A 15,942-nucleotide genomic window follows, 5' to 3' on the forward strand; every position below is an offset into this window, starting at 1 on the left:
ATTCCTGTGAAAAAGATCCTTATTTCCGACAAGCTGGCAGAAGCCGGTATCAATTATTTAAACGAACAAACGGGTATTCAAATCCATATCGAAACCGGTCTGGATGAAGACGGCCTGTGTGCCATTATTGGTGATTACGATGGCTTGTTAATCCGCAGCGATACCCAAGTAACCCCTAAGGTATTGCACGCTGCCACACGCCTGAAGCTGATTGGCCGTGCCGGTATTGGTGTGGATAACGTTGATATTCCATTGGCCACAGAGCTGGGTATTATCATTATGAATACCCCTGATGCCAATGCTACCACGACTGCCGAATTGGCGATTGCGCATTTGATGTCCTTAAGCCGTCATTTGCCCAAAGCCGACCGTTCGGTACGCGCCGGTAAATGGGAGCGCTCTAAATTAATGGGATCAGAAGTATCGCACAAAACCCTGGCTATCTTGGGTTTTGGCACGATTGGTCGTATTGCTTCACAACGCGGCTTGGGTTTACGCATGAACGTGATCGCTTATGACCCGTTTGTCGCACCGGAAATTTTTGCCGATTACGGCGTGGAATCGGTGAGTTTGGATGAATTGGTCAGCCGTGCCGATTATTTAACCTTACATTGCCCGTTGATCGAAAAAACCCGTAATGTCATCGGCGCACCGCAATTGGCGATGATGAAAAAAACCGCCATGATTATCAACTGCGCCAGAGGCGGCTTGATTGATGAAACTGCGCTGCATGATGCCTTAAAAGAAGGTCGTCTTGCCGGTGCAGCGTTAGACGTATATGAAAATGAACCGCCTGCCGGATCGCCATTGCTGGAGCTGGATAATATCGTATTCACACCACATTTGGGTGCATCTACGGCTGAAGCGCAAGTGGCGGTGAGTGTGGAAATTGCCCGTCAAGCCGTCACGTTCTTTAAGACTGGCGAAGCGGTCAATGCCTTGAATTTACCGCGTGTGTCTGCCGAAGAGCTGAAAAAATCCTACGAATTTATGAACCTGGCCACTATGCTGGGTAAAATTTTGGCCGGATTGGCAACACAACCGATCACTAAAATGGAAATGGCCACCTTTGGCAAAGCCGCAGAGGTAGCGGTCAGGCCGATTTCAGTGTCTGCGTTGGTGGGTGTGTTAAGCGGCCAGGTGGCAACGCCGGTTAACCGTGTGAATGCCGAAAACTTCGCCAAGCGCCAAGGTATTGCCCTGGTCGAATCGGTTTCTGAAAAGTCCGAAGATTACGTGTCGTTGATTAAGGTGACTGGCCATTGTGCGGATCAAAGTATTACGTTGTCCGGCGCTTTATTGGGTGGCCGCCAGCCGCGTCTGGTGTGCATTAATCATTTTGATATTGAAGTGGTGCCTGAAGGTACGTTGATCGTAACCCGTCATGATGACAAACCGGGCGTTATTTCTGCGATTAGTTCGGTGCTGGGCAATGCCGGTATCAATATTACCCGTATGCAGGTTAGTACGGTGGATGACAAGATTCAGGCGATGGCGGTTATCAGCGTGTCAGCACCGATTACTGAAGCGTTGCTGGAGCAAATCCGCCAAGTGCCTGTCGTTAAACACGTCACTCAAATCACTTTATGAGCTTTGATGTCATCTGCTTTGACTGCGACAGTACGCTCAGCAAAATAGAAGGCATTGATGAACTGGCGCGGCGCGTCGGCATGGCAGAAGCAATGTCCAAGCTGACCGATTTGGCGATGAACGGCACAGTGCCGTTGCAGGATGTGTATGGTCGGCGTTTGTCGGCCATACAGCCGGATAGCGCCAGTATTGACTGGGTGGCGCAGCTGTATATCAGCGAGATTGTTGACGGCGTTAAAGAGCTGTTCAACATTTTGTTGGCGCAAGGCAAAACCGTACATATCATTAGCGGCGGCTTGCGGCAAGCGATACTGCCGTTGGCGGTTTTTTTAGGCTTGCAGGAAGGCCATGTTCATGCCGTTGATGTGTATTTTAATGACGATGGCAGTTATCGTGGCTTTGATGAGGCTTCACCGTTGGCGCGTGCCGGCGGTAAGGCGGAAGTGGTCGGTGGCCTGAAAGGTAATGGCTCTATCGTGATGGTTGGCGATGGCAAGACCGATATGGAAGCTAAGTTAGCTGGGGCTTATGTGGTGGGTTTTGGTGGCGTGGCGGATCGGGCGATTGTGCGTGAACAGGCGGATGTTTATACGGTGGAGTCCAGTTTGATGGCGGTTTTGCCGTATATTTCATGATTAACGGTAGGGTGGGTACAGGCTTTTTGTGCCCACGCGGAATCATACGGTAACAAAAGGTGGGCAAAAAAACTTGCCCACCCTACAATTCTGCCCGCTATCGAAGTAGCCATTGAGGAGTCGCAGCAATGAACGAAAAAAACCGTTATGTGAAAATTGTGGAATGGTCAGATGAGGACCAATGTTTTGTTGGTAGTTGTCCCGGGCTATTTTATGGGGGTTGTCATGGCGATGATGAAAAGCAGGTTTTTGTTGCGCTGTGTGAGCTGGTTGATGAAACTATTTCGCTCTTTCTACAAAACAGCAAGCCGTTGCCGCCAACAATTTCAGGCAAAGATTACGCCAACAAAATGCTGAATGTTGCTTAAAGGGCAATGTGGTGATAAATAAGTTGGGCATTGAACCTGCCCAGCCTACACGTCTAACCTTTAGATTGAATTTGTATTTTGTAGAGAAGAAACATGGCAGGACACAGTAAATGGGCTAATATCAAGCACCGCAAAGCGGGGCAAGATGCCAAACGCGGCAAGGTTTTTACTAAAATATTACGGGAAATCACCGTAGCGGTAAAAACCAGTGGGCCGGAGGCTGTAAGTAACCCCACATTACGCACGGCGATTGATAAGGCCTTGGGTGCAAACATGCGCCGCGATACGATTGATACGGCGATTAAGAAAGCATCGGGCGCATTGGAAGGTGTCAATTATGAGACCATTCGTTATGAAGGTTATGGCCCTGGTGGCGTGGCGGTGATAGTCGATTGTTTGACCGACAACCGTAACCGCACGGTGGCCGAGGTGCGCCATGCGTTTACCAAGGCGGGCGGCAATTTGGGCACGGATGGCTCGGTGGCGTATCTGTTTACCAAGATTGGCGTACTGAGTTACGCGCCCGGTGTGAATGAAGATGCGCTGATGGAAGCGGCTTTGGAATGTGGTGCGGAAGACGTTACCACGCATGATGACAGCTCTATTGATGTAATGACGACACCGGAAAGTTATCTGGTTGTTAAAGAGGCATTGGTAGCGGCGGGTTTTGCGCCGGATAATGCTGAAGTCACCATGCAAGCGGCGACGATGGCAGCGCTTGAAGCCGAAGATGCAGAGAAAATGATGAAATTGATTGACCGCCTGGAAGATTTGGATGACGTGCAGAATGTGTATTCCAATGCGGATATCAGTGATGAGATTATGGAAAGGTTGGATTCGTAGTTTATCTGAATGTTATGTAGGTGAGTTATATGAGAAGTTACACAGCAATTGTTGAAAAATGTTATGACACGGGGCTTTATGTGGGTTTTATCCCTGGATTTCCAGGGGCGCATACGCAAGCGAAAACGTTGGACGAATTGAATAACAATCTTCGTGAAGTCGTGGAAATGTTGCTTGAGGATGGCGAACCAGTGCTTGAAGCCGAATTTGTGGGTACACAGAATGTACTTGTGGCTTAGACATGGGAAGTTTGCCCGTTCTTAAGCCTCGTGAAGTTGTTGCATTACTTATGGTATTAGGGTTTAGTAAAGTACGACAAAGAGGTCGCATAAACAGTTTCGTCACCTTGATGGTAGGTTTACAACAGTGGCATTTCATGCTGGATGTGATGTGTCACCGGTTATGCTTCGACAAATTGCAAAAGATATTGGGTTGACTGTTGAAGAACTTCTTAATATGCGAACCTAGCAGCAATTAGCGTGTACTATTTTGGCGTTTATAGTGATGTCATTTCTGCATGTAACTAAAGCCCAATATTTAGAAGATTATAAAGTAGCTGTATCGTTTAACGATGGCCGAACAGGTGTTGCAGATTTGTCTGCTGCCTTAAAGGGTGATGTTTTCGAGCCATTAAAAGAGATTTCGGTGTTTTCTCAGTTACGTGTAGATGGCGAATTAGAAACCATCGTTTGGCCAAACGGGGTTGATCTTGCGCCGGAATATATTTATTTCCAGGCTTTCAGGGATAATTCTGATTTGCAGGGGCTGTTTAGGCAATGGAGTTATATTGTTTAACACGGATATGATTGATGAGATTATGGGAAGTGTGGGGTAGTCTACACTTGGAATAAGGTGTTCGATGCCTAAATACTTTTTAACCCTTAATTTGACACAGCAATATGGCAAAATTTCTAAATACCAGCGCAACTAATTATTTTCTTGAAGAATTAATTAAAGATGCTAAAGATAGGTTGATTCTAATCAGTCCATTTTTAAAGCTAAATGACCGAATGAAGGAGCTTTTAGCGGATAAAAATCGGTTGAAGATTGATGTACGCATTGTTTACGGTAAAAGCGAGCTTCAACCTGAAGAAATCAACTGGTTGAAAGAACTGACCTATATTCGCACCAGCTTCTGCAAAAATTTGCACGCAAAATGCTATTTGAATGAAGACCTGTGCATTATTACAAGCCTTAATTTGTATGAATTTAGCCAAGTTAACAATAACGAAATGGGGGTTCTCATTCGTCGTGCAGACGATACAGAACTTTACAAAGATGGCTACGAAGAAGCGCAACGCATTATTCGTATAAGTGATGAAGTCCGTATTTCTTTGGAGCGTGTCGTAATCGAACCTTCCAATGACCACAAATTAGAACCTGATGAAAGATTGGGTAAACTTACAACGTCTAAACTCGCTATTAAACTTGGGGTTAATACTACTCAATTGATGAAAAACTTTGTTGCTTCTGGTGTGCTCGAAATCAAGGAGGACAAGCATTATTTATCAACCAAAGGCAAAGAGATTGGTGGCGAATTTCGTATGGGCTCATATGGAACATATTTTCTATGGCCCGAAAATTTTTGACTCTGAGTTTTGGTTAATTGGGTAAGACTACTATAAACACTAATTATCACTCCATTATTATTATTGAACCCGATAAACGCAGCGGTAAGGCGTGTATTAGGGGGTTACGAATTACCGTTGATGATATTCTTGACTGTTTTGCGGCCGGTATGACGGAGCAAGACGTTTTGAATGATTATGATTATTTAACCCAAGATGATATACGGGCGTGTTTTGCCCATGCCGCGGACAGGGAGCGGCATACCAGGGTTATTAGTGGATGAAGTTATTGTTTGATGAAAACCTGTCAGCTAATTGTTAAAAAATGGAGAAGCCATGTTGCAAAAAAAGCAACCTTTCAAAATAGGCGATTCAGTTAAAGTCAAGCCGAATACCCTTGACCCAGACTATGATGAAGATATAAGCGGTTGGGTAGGTAGGATTGCAGAAATTGAAGATGAAACCATTTTGATTGAATGGGATAGCCTGACATTAACCAATATGACAGCTAAGACTATTCGTCAATGCGACGAAGATGATTTGGATTGGTCGGTGATGAGTTTATATCCACCGGATATAGAGTTGACTGATGCGCGTGATACGCCTGCTGAAGTTGAAAGCGTGTTGAAAAAACTAATAAATACCTACCGGTGGGACTATTTGGGTGAAGAAGGTTCAAGGGTTAAAGACGTATTACAGGATGTCGATTCAGACGATGAATGGGCAGCATTTGAAGCCTGGGAAAAACATTTTCGGAAAGTGTTGAAATTTCCGTTTGAGGCCGAGGTTATGGAGCAGCAGAAAGGTCCTGTGCGCCAAGGTGATGTGGTTAAAGTATTAGAAATTACCGAGATAATGGAACCGTATGGTGTGCTTGTGCAATGTTCCCACAAACGTGGTGGCTATGTATTACCGTTGTGCGATTTGGAAGTTACCAAAGAATCTTCATCGAATTACCAGCCTGTGAAAGACTAGGCTGTATGGTTTGCCAACCGATAAAATCACCATGAACTTTAGCCCTACCCATCACGCCATAAGCGAACAAGACTACCTACAAGGCGAATTACTCGCAGAAACCAGGCATGAGCTTATGGATGGTCAAGCTTATGCAATGCTGGAATCCAGTGAAGACCATAATTTGATATCGCTTAATGTGGCGAGTGAGTTAAGGAATCAATTGAAAGGCACGCTATGCAGAACTTTTATGGTAGATATGAAAGTTAAAGCAGGACATGATTTTTTTTATCCCGATGTGATGGTGGTTAGCCAGCAAGATAACGGCAGTAACTATTACAAAACCGCACCGGTTATCATTGTCGAAGTGTTATCCAAATCCACGCGCCGATTTGACAAAACCAACAAACGTTTACAGTACCAACAAATCCCTAGCCTGGAAGACTATGTTCTGATTGAACAGGATAGCGCGGAAATAGAAGTTTTTAGCAAGCAAAATCATTGGCAATCAGCCTATTACTACTTAGGTGATGAAATTACCTTTGCCGCAATAGGCGTAACAATGCGCGTTGAAGATATTTATTATCAAGTTAATAATGCAGATGTGTTGGAGTTTTTATGGGACAAAAATGCCTAATCGAGCAAGTTAAATTATGAAATATAACAAAAAACCTAAAAAAAACTCCCAGCGTCCTATTAAAATGCAGAGTGGCGAAGAGCTGCATTTCAGTGAATATGAAATCTCTTTTGACCCTGTAGATACCAAAACTGAAAAAATGCCGATACAGGTTAAAAATCAAATACAGGGCATTTATGATTTGATTACCAGCGACCCTAAACTGGCGATAGAAAAGCTGTTGGTACTGAAAGAACAATATCCGCAAGTGCCTATGCTGTACAACCACTTATCTGCGGCCTATGCACAGTTGGGTAATCGAAAGATTTCTCGGGAAATAATTAACGAAAACTACCGTACCAATCCTGACTACTTATTTGCAAAATTGGGTTATGCCCAGTTGTGTCTTGGTAACGGAGAATACGAAAAAATACCCGTTATTTTCAATAACAAGTTTGACCTTAAAATGCTTTATCCTGATAGAAACAAATTTCATGTTACTGAATTTACAGGTTTTACAGCAGTAATGTGTGCATATTACAGCTGTATGGGTAAAAAGGACACGGCACAGCTTTTATATAAGACATTAATCGAAGTGGATCCTGAAGCAAGAATGATTGGTTTTGCTGAGAAATTTTTGAATCCTTCGCTGCCTAGACGGGTTATGAATTGGTTGGCTCAACGAGCCCATAAAATCGAGTCGCGTGCAGAGCAGAGAAAAAAATAAGTAATGTGGATAAACTGGCCAGTGGCCACTAACAATAGGAAACCATGCGCATACTAGGGATAGACCCAGGCTCCAGATTAACCGGATACGGCGTGATAGAACAGACAGGGAACCGTTATAAATACATCGCCAGCGGCTGTATCCGCATCGAAGCGGAGTATTTCCCCGACAGGCTCAAGCAAATTTTTGACGGTGTGGCACAGCTTGTCCAAACCTACCGCCCTGAACAAATGGCCATAGAACAGGTTTTTATGCACAAAAATGCCGATTCCGCCCTAAAATTAGGCCAGGCGCGTGGCGCGGCGATCTGTGCGGTACAACTCACCAACGTGCCGGTGTTCGAATACGCCGCACGGCAAATCAAGCAGGCACTGGTCGGCAAGGGCAGTGCAGACAAGCTACAGGTACAGCACATGGTAAAAATTCTGTTAAATATTCAGGGCGACATACAAATCGATGCCAGCGATGCGTTGGGTATTTCTCTGTGCCACGCGCATTACCAGCAAACAGCCGTGCGCTTGCAGCAAGGTGTTAAGACATGATCGGTTTCTTGCGCGGTAAACTGGTACACAAAGCGCCGCCGTGGTTGCAACTGGATGTGGGCGGTGTCGGCTACGAAATTGAAGCGCCGATGACCACGTTTTACAATCTCCCCGTTATTGGCGAAGAAATTAAACTGCACACCCATCTGGTGGTGCGGGAAGACGCGCATATCTTGTTCGGCTTTCATACTGAGGCCGATCGCACTATGTTCCGAACGTTGATTAAAGTCAATGGCGTAGGGCCAAAGCTGGCGCTGACCATTTTATCCGGCCAAAGCGCTGACGAGTTTTATCGCTGCATTAATAATGGCGACATCCAGGCTTTGGTCAAATTACCCGGTGTAGGCAAAAAAACCGCCGAACGCCTAATGGTGGAATTGCGCGATAAAATGCCTGATTCCATCCCCATCAGCAGCCAAAGTACCGTGCCACTGCAAGCCAATCCAGGCCAGGAAGCCATCAGCGCCTTGTGTTCATTAGGTTATAAACCTGCCGATGCCGCTAAAATGGTGCAAGCCATCAATAGTGAAGGTAAAAGCTGTGAAGATATTATCCGCCAAGCCTTGCAAGGCGCTAAACGATGATTGAAGCCGACAGAATCGTCACTGCCAACAGCCGCGCCGATGAAGAGCGTCAGGACAGGGCTATTCGTCCTAAACGTCTGACGGAATATGTTGGCCAGCAAGAATTGCGAAATCAGATGGAGATTTTTATTCAGGCGGCAGTGGCGCGAAAGGAAGCATTAGATCATGTTCTGATATTTGGTCCACCTGGATTAGGCAAAACTACTTTAGCCAATATTATCGCCGCCGAAATGGGAGTGAATTTTCGGCAAACCTCAGGTCCCGTACTGGAAAAAGCCGGTGATCTGGCGGCATTGCTCACCAACCTAGATGCCCACGATATTTTATTTATCGATGAAATCCATCGCTTAAGTCCCGTGGTGGAAGAAATTTTGTATCCGGCCATGGAAGATTACCAGCTGGATTTGATGATTGGCGAAGGCCCTGCCGCACGTTCGATTAAGCTGGATTTACCGCCGTTTACTTTGGTCGGCGCAACGACGCGAGCAGGGCTATTGACCTCGCCGTTACGTGACCGTTTTGGTATTGTGCAGCGATTAGAGTTTTACACGGTAGAAGAATTAGGCCAGATTGTCACCCGTTCAGCGGGCGTTTTGGGAATTACGATAGAATCACACGGTGCGTTTGAAATTGCCCGCCGTTCGCGGGGCACGCCGCGTATTGCTAATCGATTACTGCGGCGGGTGCGGGATTTTGCCGAAGTCAAAGGCAATGGCGTGATTACGGGCGATATATCGGAGCAGGCGCTGGATATGTTGCGCGTTGATAGCAACGGCTTTGATGCGCTGGACAGGAAGTTACTGATGGCGATGATTGATAATTTTGGCGGTGGGCCTGTGGGTTTGGATACCTTGGCGGCGGCTATCAGTGAAGAGCGCGGTACGATTGAGGATGTATTGGAGCCGTATTTGTTGCAACAGGGTTTTATTATGCGTACACCGCGTGGTCGGGTGGTGACCAGTCATGCCTATGTGCATTTTGGTTTGCAGCCGCCTAAGGCTTTGGCGGTGTCTATTGATTTGTTTGATCTCTAACGTTAATTTTTAATTTAGTAAGCGACAATACCATGCCTGAAATAGCTAGATTTTATGGAATAATTATCAAATTATTTTTCGGTGACCATCCACCACCGCATTTTCATGCGATTTATGGTGAGCATATGGGCTTGTTTAATCTTGATACCCTAGAAATGATTGAAGGTGACTTGCCAAATCGAGCCAGTAAGCTTGTTATAGAATGGGCATCTTTGTATCAGAAAGAACTCAAAGAAATGTGGGACAAGCAACAATTCCATAAACTGCCCCCTTTATCTTAGCAATGACTTGTCCAAAAATCATATCCGTAAAAGCAATAGATGCCTATACGTTAGCCGTAGAATTTGATAATCAACAAAAGCGACAATATGATGTGAAGCCTTTGCTAGATACCGTTATGTTTTCACCTTTAAAAAATGTGGCTTTATTTAGATCAGTACAGGTAGATACAGGCGGCTACGCTATTGTATGGAACGAAAATATTGATATTAGTGAATATGAATTGTGGCAACATGGGCAAATTATTCAGTGATACCTCTGGTGCATTTTGATTTACAACCGTCTAAAACTTTAGCGGTGTCTGTCGATTTATTTGATCTATAATTGTAAAAGCAGCGCTTTGCTACCGAGCTATGAAAACGAAATGAATATTTGTAGGGTTCTATGCTTGTTCGCCTTGTTAGTCGTTACATTTGGCTGTCAAAAATCCAAGTCTTTAAGTCCGAAAACTGCTATTTTAAAACCCACTGTTTCAAATGAAACTTTGAATGAGATAGCTCAAACAATGCACCCGCAATCTAAAGTGCATGTGGCAACAGCTCAACTTAACAGATCTTTGTACCCTGTTAAAGACAAGGAAGATAGAGGCACACTAGGACTGGGGCGTGATAATTGCTTTTATATAGAGCTGGACAATGGCGAGAAGGTTTTGCCAGTTTTAACGACAACTTACAGTTCGCCAGAAAGCCTGTCATTCTGGTATAAAAAGGCAGTGGGCAAAAAAATAGTAGGTATTGCCATCGATAGTGCCATTGATTTAACGCCCGTGGAAGATAACGGTTGGCTAACATTACCGCCGGGTTATCAGTGCGATAAATTACGGGTACAACCCTATTGGAATTTGGAGTTGTATGCCAAATCTGCTGAATCTTTTAGTGGAGAGGAGCGTATTTCCATCATTGATCCACAGGTAACTAGCCTCCCTAAAAGTAACGCCAAGATTGCCTATATTGGTGGCTATAGCTACCCTGCTGTATTTGATTTTGTAGATGACCCTTTTGCTGAAGGCGAGTTATTTATTAAAAAAGACTGTCTTTATATCCGTTTTACCGACGGACATGTTGCTTTACCTGTATTTACGACGCAACGCACCTATTGGCAAGATAACAAAAAGGCTCTGCGAGCCTCTGGAAAAGACTGGTTTGTAGGGCAACGCTATTTTTTTCAAATGTATTCAGATCATGGTAGCGGTGGGAATGACTTGACTTCTCATCTCGTTACGGCTGATCGTGAAATGATAATTCCCCCGCATTATTCCGGTTGTAATCTAACACTGGTGCATACTGTTAAAGCCCTTTATCAACCTGACGACTATGCACAGGAAAAAGCTGCGTATATCGCTAAGGTGAAAGCGATAGAAAAAGCCGCACGGGATGAAAAAGTGGCAGGTAGAAATCCTGCTATGCCAGTACCTGTTGTTTCAAAGGATGTTTTGAATGAACTAAAACAGCTCACGCAGCCCCAGTCTAAAGTGCATGTTGCCTCATTAATTATTGGGGGAGGTGGTGTTTTGGTTCATCCAGTGGGTGGAAAAGATGCCTGTGTTCATCTGCAAGAGTGCGAGATTGGTAGATTGCGATTGGGTAGCGATAATTGCTATTACCTTGTATTGGACAGTGGCGATAAGGTGTTGCCGATTCTGCTTTGGGGATACGACACGCCACAAAAGCTGGCAGAAAAATACAACAGCTGGTTAGGAAAAAAAATGAAGGGTTATTACGGCAATCATGATCTGGATTTAATGTCAACGGACTACAATCCGTCAAACATAGGTTGGGTAACACCGCCGCCGCATCAGCAATGCGATATATCCAAAGTGCATCAATACCTTAGTTTTAATTTGTACAATGATGGCTCACCGGTCGATGAGACAGTTAACGAGCCAACCCGTGTCATTGATGAGATGCCTCCCGGTCATTTTGAGCATGATAAAAAATGGCCTTATATTGCTGTTTATAATACGGGGCTTATGCAAAGTGATGGCGGGGGTGATGGGTTCTTAGTAGATAGGCACTTTGAAGAAGGCCAGTTGTTTACTGAAAAAGACTGCCTGTATATTCGTTTTAAAAATGGCAAAGTGGCATTGCCATTATTTAGCACACAGCGTACATTTTGGAATGATGCGAAAAATACCCTAAGAGCGTCTGGAAAAGATTGGCAACTAGGGAAATCTTATTTTTTTGGGATTTCGGCCGATGAGAGTGCTTATGATTATAATCACGATCACGACAGTATCATTGTCGAGCCGCATTTAAGCTGTAATAGCAAGAGAACACATGATGTGTATAATATTTATCAAGTTTATGAATATAAACAAAAAGTAGCAGCTTTTGAGGTACTGAGAAAAGCAAGAGAAGCTGCCTATAGCGCAGAACTGGATGCCTCCATAAAATCCGGCTCTGATGATGTAGTACGAGAAGCGGTACATGCGGCATTTGACGAAAAAATAAAAGCCCTAGAAGCAGAGTATGCGGCAAAAGTAAGAGTCATAGAAGCTGCATCCGAATTAGAACGCAAAGTAGAAGGGCAAGTAGGAAATCATAGCAACTAAGTTTGGAAAGTTTCGGTGCATTTTGGTTTACAACTGTCTAAGACATTAGCCATGGTTGTCGATTTATTTGATCTATAATTGTAAAAAATATGGCGGCCTCGGCTAAAAATCTTGGCGGTAAATTGCTGGCTAACACGGTAAAATCATGTTAAAAATCATTACTGCTGGCTTAGCGGCTAGTTATTGTTGAAACCTATCAACCCAAAATAACAGCCATGAACGCTAACTTTGCTAACAAACCGATAAGCGAACAAGACTACCTACGGGGCGAACTGCTCGCAGATACCAAACATGAACTGATTGATGGTCAGGTTTACGCTATGGCAGGTGCCAGTGAAAACCATAACTTGCTGTCTATTAATGCAGTGAGTGAGTTCCGAAGTCAGCTGAGAGGTATGCCTTGCAGATCTTATATGGCTGATATGAAAGTCAAGGTAGGTCGAGATTTTTACTACCCCGATGTCATGGTGGTCTGTCAGCAAGATAACGAAAGCCAATATTACAAAAACGCACCGGTTATTATCGTGGAAGTTTTATCCAAATCAACCCGCCGTTTCGACCAAACCAACAAACGTTTGCGCTACCAGCAAATTCCCAGTTTGGAAGAGTATGTACTTATTGAACAGGACAAAGGTGAGGTTGTGGTTTTTAGCAGGCAAAACTATTGGCAATCGGCGTATTATTATTTGGGCGATGACATCACGTTTATTTCTTTAGGCGTGACAGTACGGGTTGAAGATATTTATTATCAGGTCGATAACGAAGATGTGTTGGAATTTTTACAGAGGAAAAGTGCTTAATTATGGCTAAATCTACTTTTATGTCGCATTACCGTTTGCTAAACAGACGGACTATTGTTATTGCTACGAGTTTATTGCTTGGCATCAGCCAGTTTGGCTATGCGGCAACCAAGGCTGCTAAATTGAAAGTGACCGGCGGCCAGACCGTGAGTTATTTCTGTGATAACGGCAAAAAGCTGGCTGCACGCTATTACAACTTGTCGGATAACAGCTTAAGTTTTGTAAAACTTACGCTAAATGGCAAGATCTACACTTTACCTCAAGTGGTGTCTGCCAGTGGTGTGCGTTACACCGATGAACATACGGTGGAATGGTGGTCTAAAGGTGATAATGCTCTGCTGGATGAGGACGTTGCCGATGATAAATCCAAAGTGGCCGAGTGTGCTGAATCTACCGTGAAGAAAGCCGACGTAGCGCTAAAAGCACCACCAAAAGCCAAAGAAGCGGTAGTTGAATCGGTGAAAAAAGCCGAAGTCGTCGCAAAGCCGCAGCCGGAAGCCAAAGCAGTAACAGCTGGAGAGCCGAGAAAAGTTGAAGCTAAAGCCGAAGTCGTCGAGAAAGCTAAAGAAGCAGCCAAGCAAGAAGCTGCCGATCAAGCAAGACGGGAAGCCAGAAAAGCCGAAGTGGCTGCACAAATAAAGAAAGAAGCCAGCACAGCCAAAGAGAAATAACTGAGTATGTTCGTTTGGCCAATTCGCGTCTACTATGAAGACACCGATGCGGGTGGTGTGGTGTACCACACCAATTACATCAAGTTTTTTGAGCGGGCGAGAACCGAGATGCTAAGAAGCATGGGTTTTGAGCAAGATGAACTGGTCACCAATGCCGGTGTTATTTTTGCGGTACGTTCGGTGCAGGTGGATTACTTAAGTCCTGCACGCTTCAATGAATACTTATCGGTGCAATCTAGCGTGACTGAGATTAAAAAAGTCAGCCTGAGTTTTGCACAAACTATTACACGCGGTTCTGTTGAATGTTGCACAGCAAACATTCGCATTGCCTGTTTGGATGCACACAGTTTGCGTCCTAAAGCGATTCCTGAAAACCTATTAGAGCAGTTAAAAAATGAATACTGATTTATCCTTTCTACATCTGATTAAAGAAGCCAGTCTTGTTGTGCAATTTGTGATGCTATTGCTCATGGTGGTTTCCATCGCTTCTTGGACGTTCATCTTTTTAAAACGCAAAGAATTGGCGCGTGCGGTAGAAATTACCGATGAATTTGAAACCCAGTTTTGGTCAGGCGATTCGTTAGTTGAGCTGTTTAAAAAACTATCGGCCAAAGATTTTGCCCCAGAGGGCATTGAAAAGATATTTCTGGCCGGTTATAAAGAATTTTCCCGTATGCGTCAGGCCGGTAATGTGGAGCCTGTGGTACAAGTGGAAAGTGCCCAGCGCACCATGCGCATTGAATTGTCCCGCGAGCTGGATAGGTTGGATGAACATCTGGCGTTTTTAGCGACTGTGGGTTCGACCAGTCCGTACGTCGGTTTGTTTGGTACGGTGTGGGGGATTATGAATTCGTTTATGTCTTTGGGTAGCGTAAAACAGGCGACCTTAGCTTTGGTAGCGCCCGGTATTGCCGAAGCCTTGATTGCTACAGCGATTGGCTTGTTTGCCGCGATCCCTGCGGTTGTTGCCTATAACCGCTTTTCTACCCGTTTGGACAGATTAACAGGCCGTTATGAATTGTTCGTGGAAGAATTTGTTGTTTTGCTACAAAGACAGGCGCATAGCAAATGAGCAGACGAGCTAAGCGCAGAAAACCCATGGCCGAAATCAATGTAGTACCCTACATTGACGTAACTTTGGTGTTATTGATTATTTTTATGATTACCACGCCGATGCTGCAAACCGGTGTTGAAGTGGAATTGCCACGGGCACAAGCGGCATCGGTGGATTCGGGCGAAGGCGAGCCGCCGTTAGTGGTATCGATTAAAAAGAGCGGTGAGTTTTATATTAGCGTGGGTGGCAATACCGACGAATTAATACCACAAGAGGAGATTGATACGCGTGTCGCGGCGGTGTTGGCGGAAAAACCCACGGTGCAAGTGTTAATTAATGCCGACAAAAGCATAGACTACGGTACGGTGGTAACGGTGATGGCATCGTTGAAAAATGCCGGTGTGGCCAATGTTGGATTAATGACTAAATCTGACGACCAATAGCGCAGATGGACAGTCGAAAGAAGCTAATACGGGCCTTTATTCTGGCCTTTGCACTGCATATTTTTGTGTTGGGCCTATTTGCATTAAGCACGTTGTTTAAAACCAAAGTGGTTAAGGATAAGCCCAAGCCGGAGATTATTCACGCCACTTTTGTTGATCTTACCAAATTGCCCAAAGAGATTAAACCGGAGCCGATTGAGAAAGTTAAATCTATCAAGGCACAATCGCAAACTGAATTTAATCAAAAACAAGCGCTTAAGGAATTTATAGAGCCGCAAAATACGCCAGAGCAAGCGCAGGCAGCGGCGCGTGCCTTGGTTGAGAAATCTGAAAAAGCCAGAGCGCAAGCTAAACAACACGCCAAGCAAGCTGAAGCTAAGCAAGAAGCAGCCGATCGCGCTAAAGCCGAAGCTAAAAAAATCGAAGCCGCTGAACGTGCTAAAGAAATAGCTAAACAGGAAGCGGCTGATCATGCTAAAGCCGAGGCCAGAAAAGCGGAAGCTGCTGAAAGAGCCAAAGAAGACGCTAAGCAAGAAGCGGCGGATCGTGCTAAAGCAGAAGCCAGAAAAGCCGAAGCCGTTGAAAAGGCCAAAATAGAATCGAAACAGCAAGCTGCTGAACGTGCTAAAGAAATAGCTAAACAGGAAGCGGCTGATCGTGCCAAAGCCGAGGCCAGAAAAGCG

General features: G+C 44.8%; 22 protein-coding genes and 2 pseudogenes. All 24 read left to right on the plus strand.

The genetic code is table 11. The features are described from left to right. Nucleotides 1-6 precede the first annotated feature (6 nt). Nucleotides 7-1,590 carry a phosphoglycerate dehydrogenase gene (gene serA, locus CRENPOLYSF2_RS05045; RefSeq protein ID WP_087142854.1) on the plus strand — a complete coding sequence of 528 codons (1,584 nt, stop codon included), beginning with the start codon at nucleotides 7-9 and terminating at the stop codon, nucleotides 1,588-1,590. After that, complete coding sequence (locus CRENPOLYSF2_RS05050) at nucleotides 1,587-2,225, plus strand: HAD-IB family phosphatase (RefSeq protein ID WP_087142855.1); 639 nt, start codon at nucleotides 1,587-1,589, stop codon at nucleotides 2,223-2,225. The genes serA and CRENPOLYSF2_RS05050 overlap by 4 nt, the downstream gene beginning before the upstream one ends. 128 nt (nucleotides 2,226-2,353) lie before the next feature. After that, nucleotides 2,354-2,593: a hypothetical protein gene (locus CRENPOLYSF2_RS05055; protein ID WP_087142856.1), complete on the plus strand. Its 240-nt coding sequence runs from the start codon at nucleotides 2,354-2,356 to the stop codon at nucleotides 2,591-2,593. Nucleotides 2,594-2,686: 93 nt separating this feature from the next. Further along, nucleotides 2,687-3,436, plus strand: a complete 750-nt coding sequence (locus CRENPOLYSF2_RS05060; RefSeq protein ID WP_087142857.1) for a YebC/PmpR family DNA-binding transcriptional regulator — start codon at nucleotides 2,687-2,689, stop codon at nucleotides 3,434-3,436. Nucleotides 3,437-3,465: 29 nt separating this feature from the next. Beyond that, nucleotides 3,466-3,675 carry a type II toxin-antitoxin system HicB family antitoxin gene (locus CRENPOLYSF2_RS05065; protein WP_087142858.1) on the plus strand — a complete coding sequence of 70 codons (210 nt, stop codon included), beginning with the start codon at nucleotides 3,466-3,468 and terminating at the stop codon, nucleotides 3,673-3,675. 91 nt (nucleotides 3,676-3,766) lie between these two features. Then, nucleotides 3,767-3,904, plus strand: a pseudogene (locus tag CRENPOLYSF2_RS19480) (type II toxin-antitoxin system HicA family toxin); the annotation flags it as partial. A 36-nt stretch (nucleotides 3,905-3,940) separates the two neighbouring features. Further along, nucleotides 3,941-4,231, plus strand: a complete 291-nt coding sequence (locus tag CRENPOLYSF2_RS05075) for a DUF2442 domain-containing protein (protein ID WP_087142859.1) — start codon at nucleotides 3,941-3,943, stop codon at nucleotides 4,229-4,231. Nucleotides 4,232-4,335: 104 nt separating this feature from the next. Beyond that, nucleotides 4,336-5,025 (plus strand): phospholipase D family protein, encoded by a 690-nt coding sequence (locus CRENPOLYSF2_RS05080; RefSeq protein ID WP_087142860.1) that lies wholly within the window; start codon nucleotides 4,336-4,338, stop codon nucleotides 5,023-5,025. Nucleotides 5,026-5,042: 17 nt separating this feature from the next. Then, nucleotides 5,043-5,288: a DUF433 domain-containing protein gene (locus tag CRENPOLYSF2_RS05085; protein ID WP_419185543.1), complete on the plus strand. Its 246-nt coding sequence runs from the start codon at nucleotides 5,043-5,045 to the stop codon at nucleotides 5,286-5,288. A gap of 52 nt (nucleotides 5,289-5,340) precedes the next feature. Beyond that, a complete protein-coding gene (locus CRENPOLYSF2_RS05090) occupies nucleotides 5,341-5,979 on the plus strand; it encodes a calcium-binding protein (protein ID WP_087142861.1) in 639 nt (212 codons plus the stop codon). A gap of 10 nt (nucleotides 5,980-5,989) precedes the next feature. Next, complete coding sequence (locus tag CRENPOLYSF2_RS05095) at nucleotides 5,990-6,595, plus strand: Uma2 family endonuclease (protein WP_245807906.1); 606 nt, start codon at nucleotides 5,990-5,992, stop codon at nucleotides 6,593-6,595. A 16-nt stretch (nucleotides 6,596-6,611) separates the two neighbouring features. Next, on the plus strand, nucleotides 6,612-7,301 hold the full coding sequence (locus CRENPOLYSF2_RS05100; protein ID WP_087142863.1) for a hypothetical protein: 690 nt from the start codon (nucleotides 6,612-6,614) through the stop codon (nucleotides 7,299-7,301). A gap of 44 nt (nucleotides 7,302-7,345) precedes the next feature. Continuing rightward, entirely contained in the window at nucleotides 7,346-7,843 is a 498-nt protein-coding gene (ruvC, locus tag CRENPOLYSF2_RS05105; RefSeq protein ID WP_087142864.1) for a crossover junction endodeoxyribonuclease RuvC, read from the plus strand. Beyond that, nucleotides 7,840-8,427, plus strand: a complete 588-nt coding sequence (ruvA, locus tag CRENPOLYSF2_RS05110; RefSeq protein WP_087142865.1) for a Holliday junction branch migration protein RuvA — start codon at nucleotides 7,840-7,842, stop codon at nucleotides 8,425-8,427. Before ruvC ends, ruvA begins: the two co-directional genes overlap by 4 nt. After that, a complete protein-coding gene (gene ruvB / locus CRENPOLYSF2_RS05115) occupies nucleotides 8,427-9,461 on the plus strand; it encodes a Holliday junction branch migration DNA helicase RuvB (protein WP_217884071.1) in 1,035 nt (344 codons plus the stop codon). The genes ruvA and ruvB overlap by 1 nt, the downstream gene beginning before the upstream one ends. 32 nt (nucleotides 9,462-9,493) lie before the next feature. Beyond that, nucleotides 9,494-9,742 (plus strand): DUF4160 domain-containing protein, encoded by a 249-nt coding sequence (locus CRENPOLYSF2_RS05120; RefSeq protein ID WP_087142867.1) that lies wholly within the window; start codon nucleotides 9,494-9,496, stop codon nucleotides 9,740-9,742. A 2-nt stretch (nucleotides 9,743-9,744) separates the two neighbouring features. Next, a complete protein-coding gene (locus CRENPOLYSF2_RS05125) occupies nucleotides 9,745-9,993 on the plus strand; it encodes a DUF2442 domain-containing protein (protein WP_087142868.1) in 249 nt (82 codons plus the stop codon). A 252-nt stretch (nucleotides 9,994-10,245) separates the two neighbouring features. Then, a complete protein-coding gene (locus tag CRENPOLYSF2_RS05130) occupies nucleotides 10,246-12,291 on the plus strand; it encodes a hypothetical protein (protein ID WP_087142869.1) in 2,046 nt (681 codons plus the stop codon). A 215-nt stretch (nucleotides 12,292-12,506) separates the two neighbouring features. Further along, nucleotides 12,507-13,091: a Uma2 family endonuclease gene (locus tag CRENPOLYSF2_RS05135; RefSeq protein ID WP_087142870.1), complete on the plus strand. Its 585-nt coding sequence runs from the start codon at nucleotides 12,507-12,509 to the stop codon at nucleotides 13,089-13,091. 2 nt (nucleotides 13,092-13,093) lie between these two features. After that, nucleotides 13,094-13,762 (plus strand): MliC family protein, encoded by a 669-nt coding sequence (locus CRENPOLYSF2_RS05140; RefSeq protein WP_217884069.1) that lies wholly within the window; start codon nucleotides 13,094-13,096, stop codon nucleotides 13,760-13,762. Continuing rightward, nucleotides 13,763-14,167 carry a tol-pal system-associated acyl-CoA thioesterase gene (gene ybgC / locus CRENPOLYSF2_RS05145; protein WP_176371043.1) on the plus strand — a complete coding sequence of 135 codons (405 nt, stop codon included), beginning with the start codon at nucleotides 13,763-13,765 and terminating at the stop codon, nucleotides 14,165-14,167. Continuing rightward, nucleotides 14,157-14,834 carry a protein TolQ gene (gene tolQ, locus CRENPOLYSF2_RS05150; RefSeq protein WP_087142872.1) on the plus strand — a complete coding sequence of 226 codons (678 nt, stop codon included), beginning with the start codon at nucleotides 14,157-14,159 and terminating at the stop codon, nucleotides 14,832-14,834. The genes ybgC and tolQ overlap by 11 nt, the downstream gene beginning before the upstream one ends. Before the next feature lie 26 nt (nucleotides 14,835-14,860). Beyond that, nucleotides 14,861-15,259, plus strand: a complete 399-nt coding sequence (tolR, locus tag CRENPOLYSF2_RS05155) for a protein TolR (protein ID WP_245807907.1) — start codon at nucleotides 14,861-14,863, stop codon at nucleotides 15,257-15,259. A gap of 65 nt (nucleotides 15,260-15,324) precedes the next feature. Continuing rightward, nucleotides 15,325-15,942 (plus strand): annotated as a pseudogene (locus tag CRENPOLYSF2_RS05160) (hypothetical protein); the annotation flags it as partial.

The organism is Crenothrix polyspora (genome assembly GCF_900163755.1).
Taxonomy (GTDB): Bacteria; Pseudomonadota; Gammaproteobacteria; order Methylococcales; family Methylomonadaceae; genus Crenothrix; species Crenothrix polyspora.

What these genes read in the sequence shown, in the direction of transcription:
- CRENPOLYSF2_RS05050 (WP_087142855.1), top strand. Translation starts at nt 1,587, where the DNA reads ATGAGCTTTGATGTCATCTGCTTTGACTGCGACAGTACGCTCAGCAAA.
- CRENPOLYSF2_RS05055 (WP_087142856.1), top strand. Translation starts at nt 2,354, where the DNA reads ATGAACGAAAAAAACCGTTATGTGAAAATTGTGGAATGGTCAGATGAG.
- CRENPOLYSF2_RS05060 (WP_087142857.1), top strand. Translation starts at nt 2,687, where the DNA reads ATGGCAGGACACAGTAAATGGGCTAATATCAAGCACCGCAAAGCGGGG.
- CRENPOLYSF2_RS05065 (WP_087142858.1), top strand. Translation starts at nt 3,466, where the DNA reads ATGAGAAGTTACACAGCAATTGTTGAAAAATGTTATGACACGGGGCTT.
- CRENPOLYSF2_RS05075 (WP_087142859.1), top strand. Translation starts at nt 3,941, where the DNA reads ATGTCATTTCTGCATGTAACTAAAGCCCAATATTTAGAAGATTATAAA.
- CRENPOLYSF2_RS05080 (WP_087142860.1), top strand. Translation starts at nt 4,336, where the DNA reads ATGGCAAAATTTCTAAATACCAGCGCAACTAATTATTTTCTTGAAGAA.
- CRENPOLYSF2_RS05090 (WP_087142861.1), top strand. Translation starts at nt 5,341, where the DNA reads ATGTTGCAAAAAAAGCAACCTTTCAAAATAGGCGATTCAGTTAAAGTC.
- CRENPOLYSF2_RS05100 (WP_087142863.1), top strand. Translation starts at nt 6,612, where the DNA reads ATGAAATATAACAAAAAACCTAAAAAAAACTCCCAGCGTCCTATTAAA.
- ruvC (WP_087142864.1), top strand. Translation starts at nt 7,346, where the DNA reads ATGCGCATACTAGGGATAGACCCAGGCTCCAGATTAACCGGATACGGC.
- ruvA (WP_087142865.1), top strand. Translation starts at nt 7,840, where the DNA reads ATGATCGGTTTCTTGCGCGGTAAACTGGTACACAAAGCGCCGCCGTGG.
- CRENPOLYSF2_RS05120 (WP_087142867.1), top strand. Translation starts at nt 9,494, where the DNA reads ATGCCTGAAATAGCTAGATTTTATGGAATAATTATCAAATTATTTTTC.
- CRENPOLYSF2_RS05125 (WP_087142868.1), top strand. Translation starts at nt 9,745, where the DNA reads ATGACTTGTCCAAAAATCATATCCGTAAAAGCAATAGATGCCTATACG.
- CRENPOLYSF2_RS05130 (WP_087142869.1), top strand. Translation starts at nt 10,246, where the DNA reads ATGCACCCGCAATCTAAAGTGCATGTGGCAACAGCTCAACTTAACAGA.
- CRENPOLYSF2_RS05135 (WP_087142870.1), top strand. Translation starts at nt 12,507, where the DNA reads ATGAACGCTAACTTTGCTAACAAACCGATAAGCGAACAAGACTACCTA.
- CRENPOLYSF2_RS05140 (WP_217884069.1), top strand. Translation starts at nt 13,094, where the DNA reads ATGGCTAAATCTACTTTTATGTCGCATTACCGTTTGCTAAACAGACGG.
- tolQ (WP_087142872.1), top strand. Translation starts at nt 14,157, where the DNA reads ATGAATACTGATTTATCCTTTCTACATCTGATTAAAGAAGCCAGTCTT.
- tolR (WP_245807907.1), top strand. Translation starts at nt 14,861, where the DNA reads ATGGCCGAAATCAATGTAGTACCCTACATTGACGTAACTTTGGTGTTA.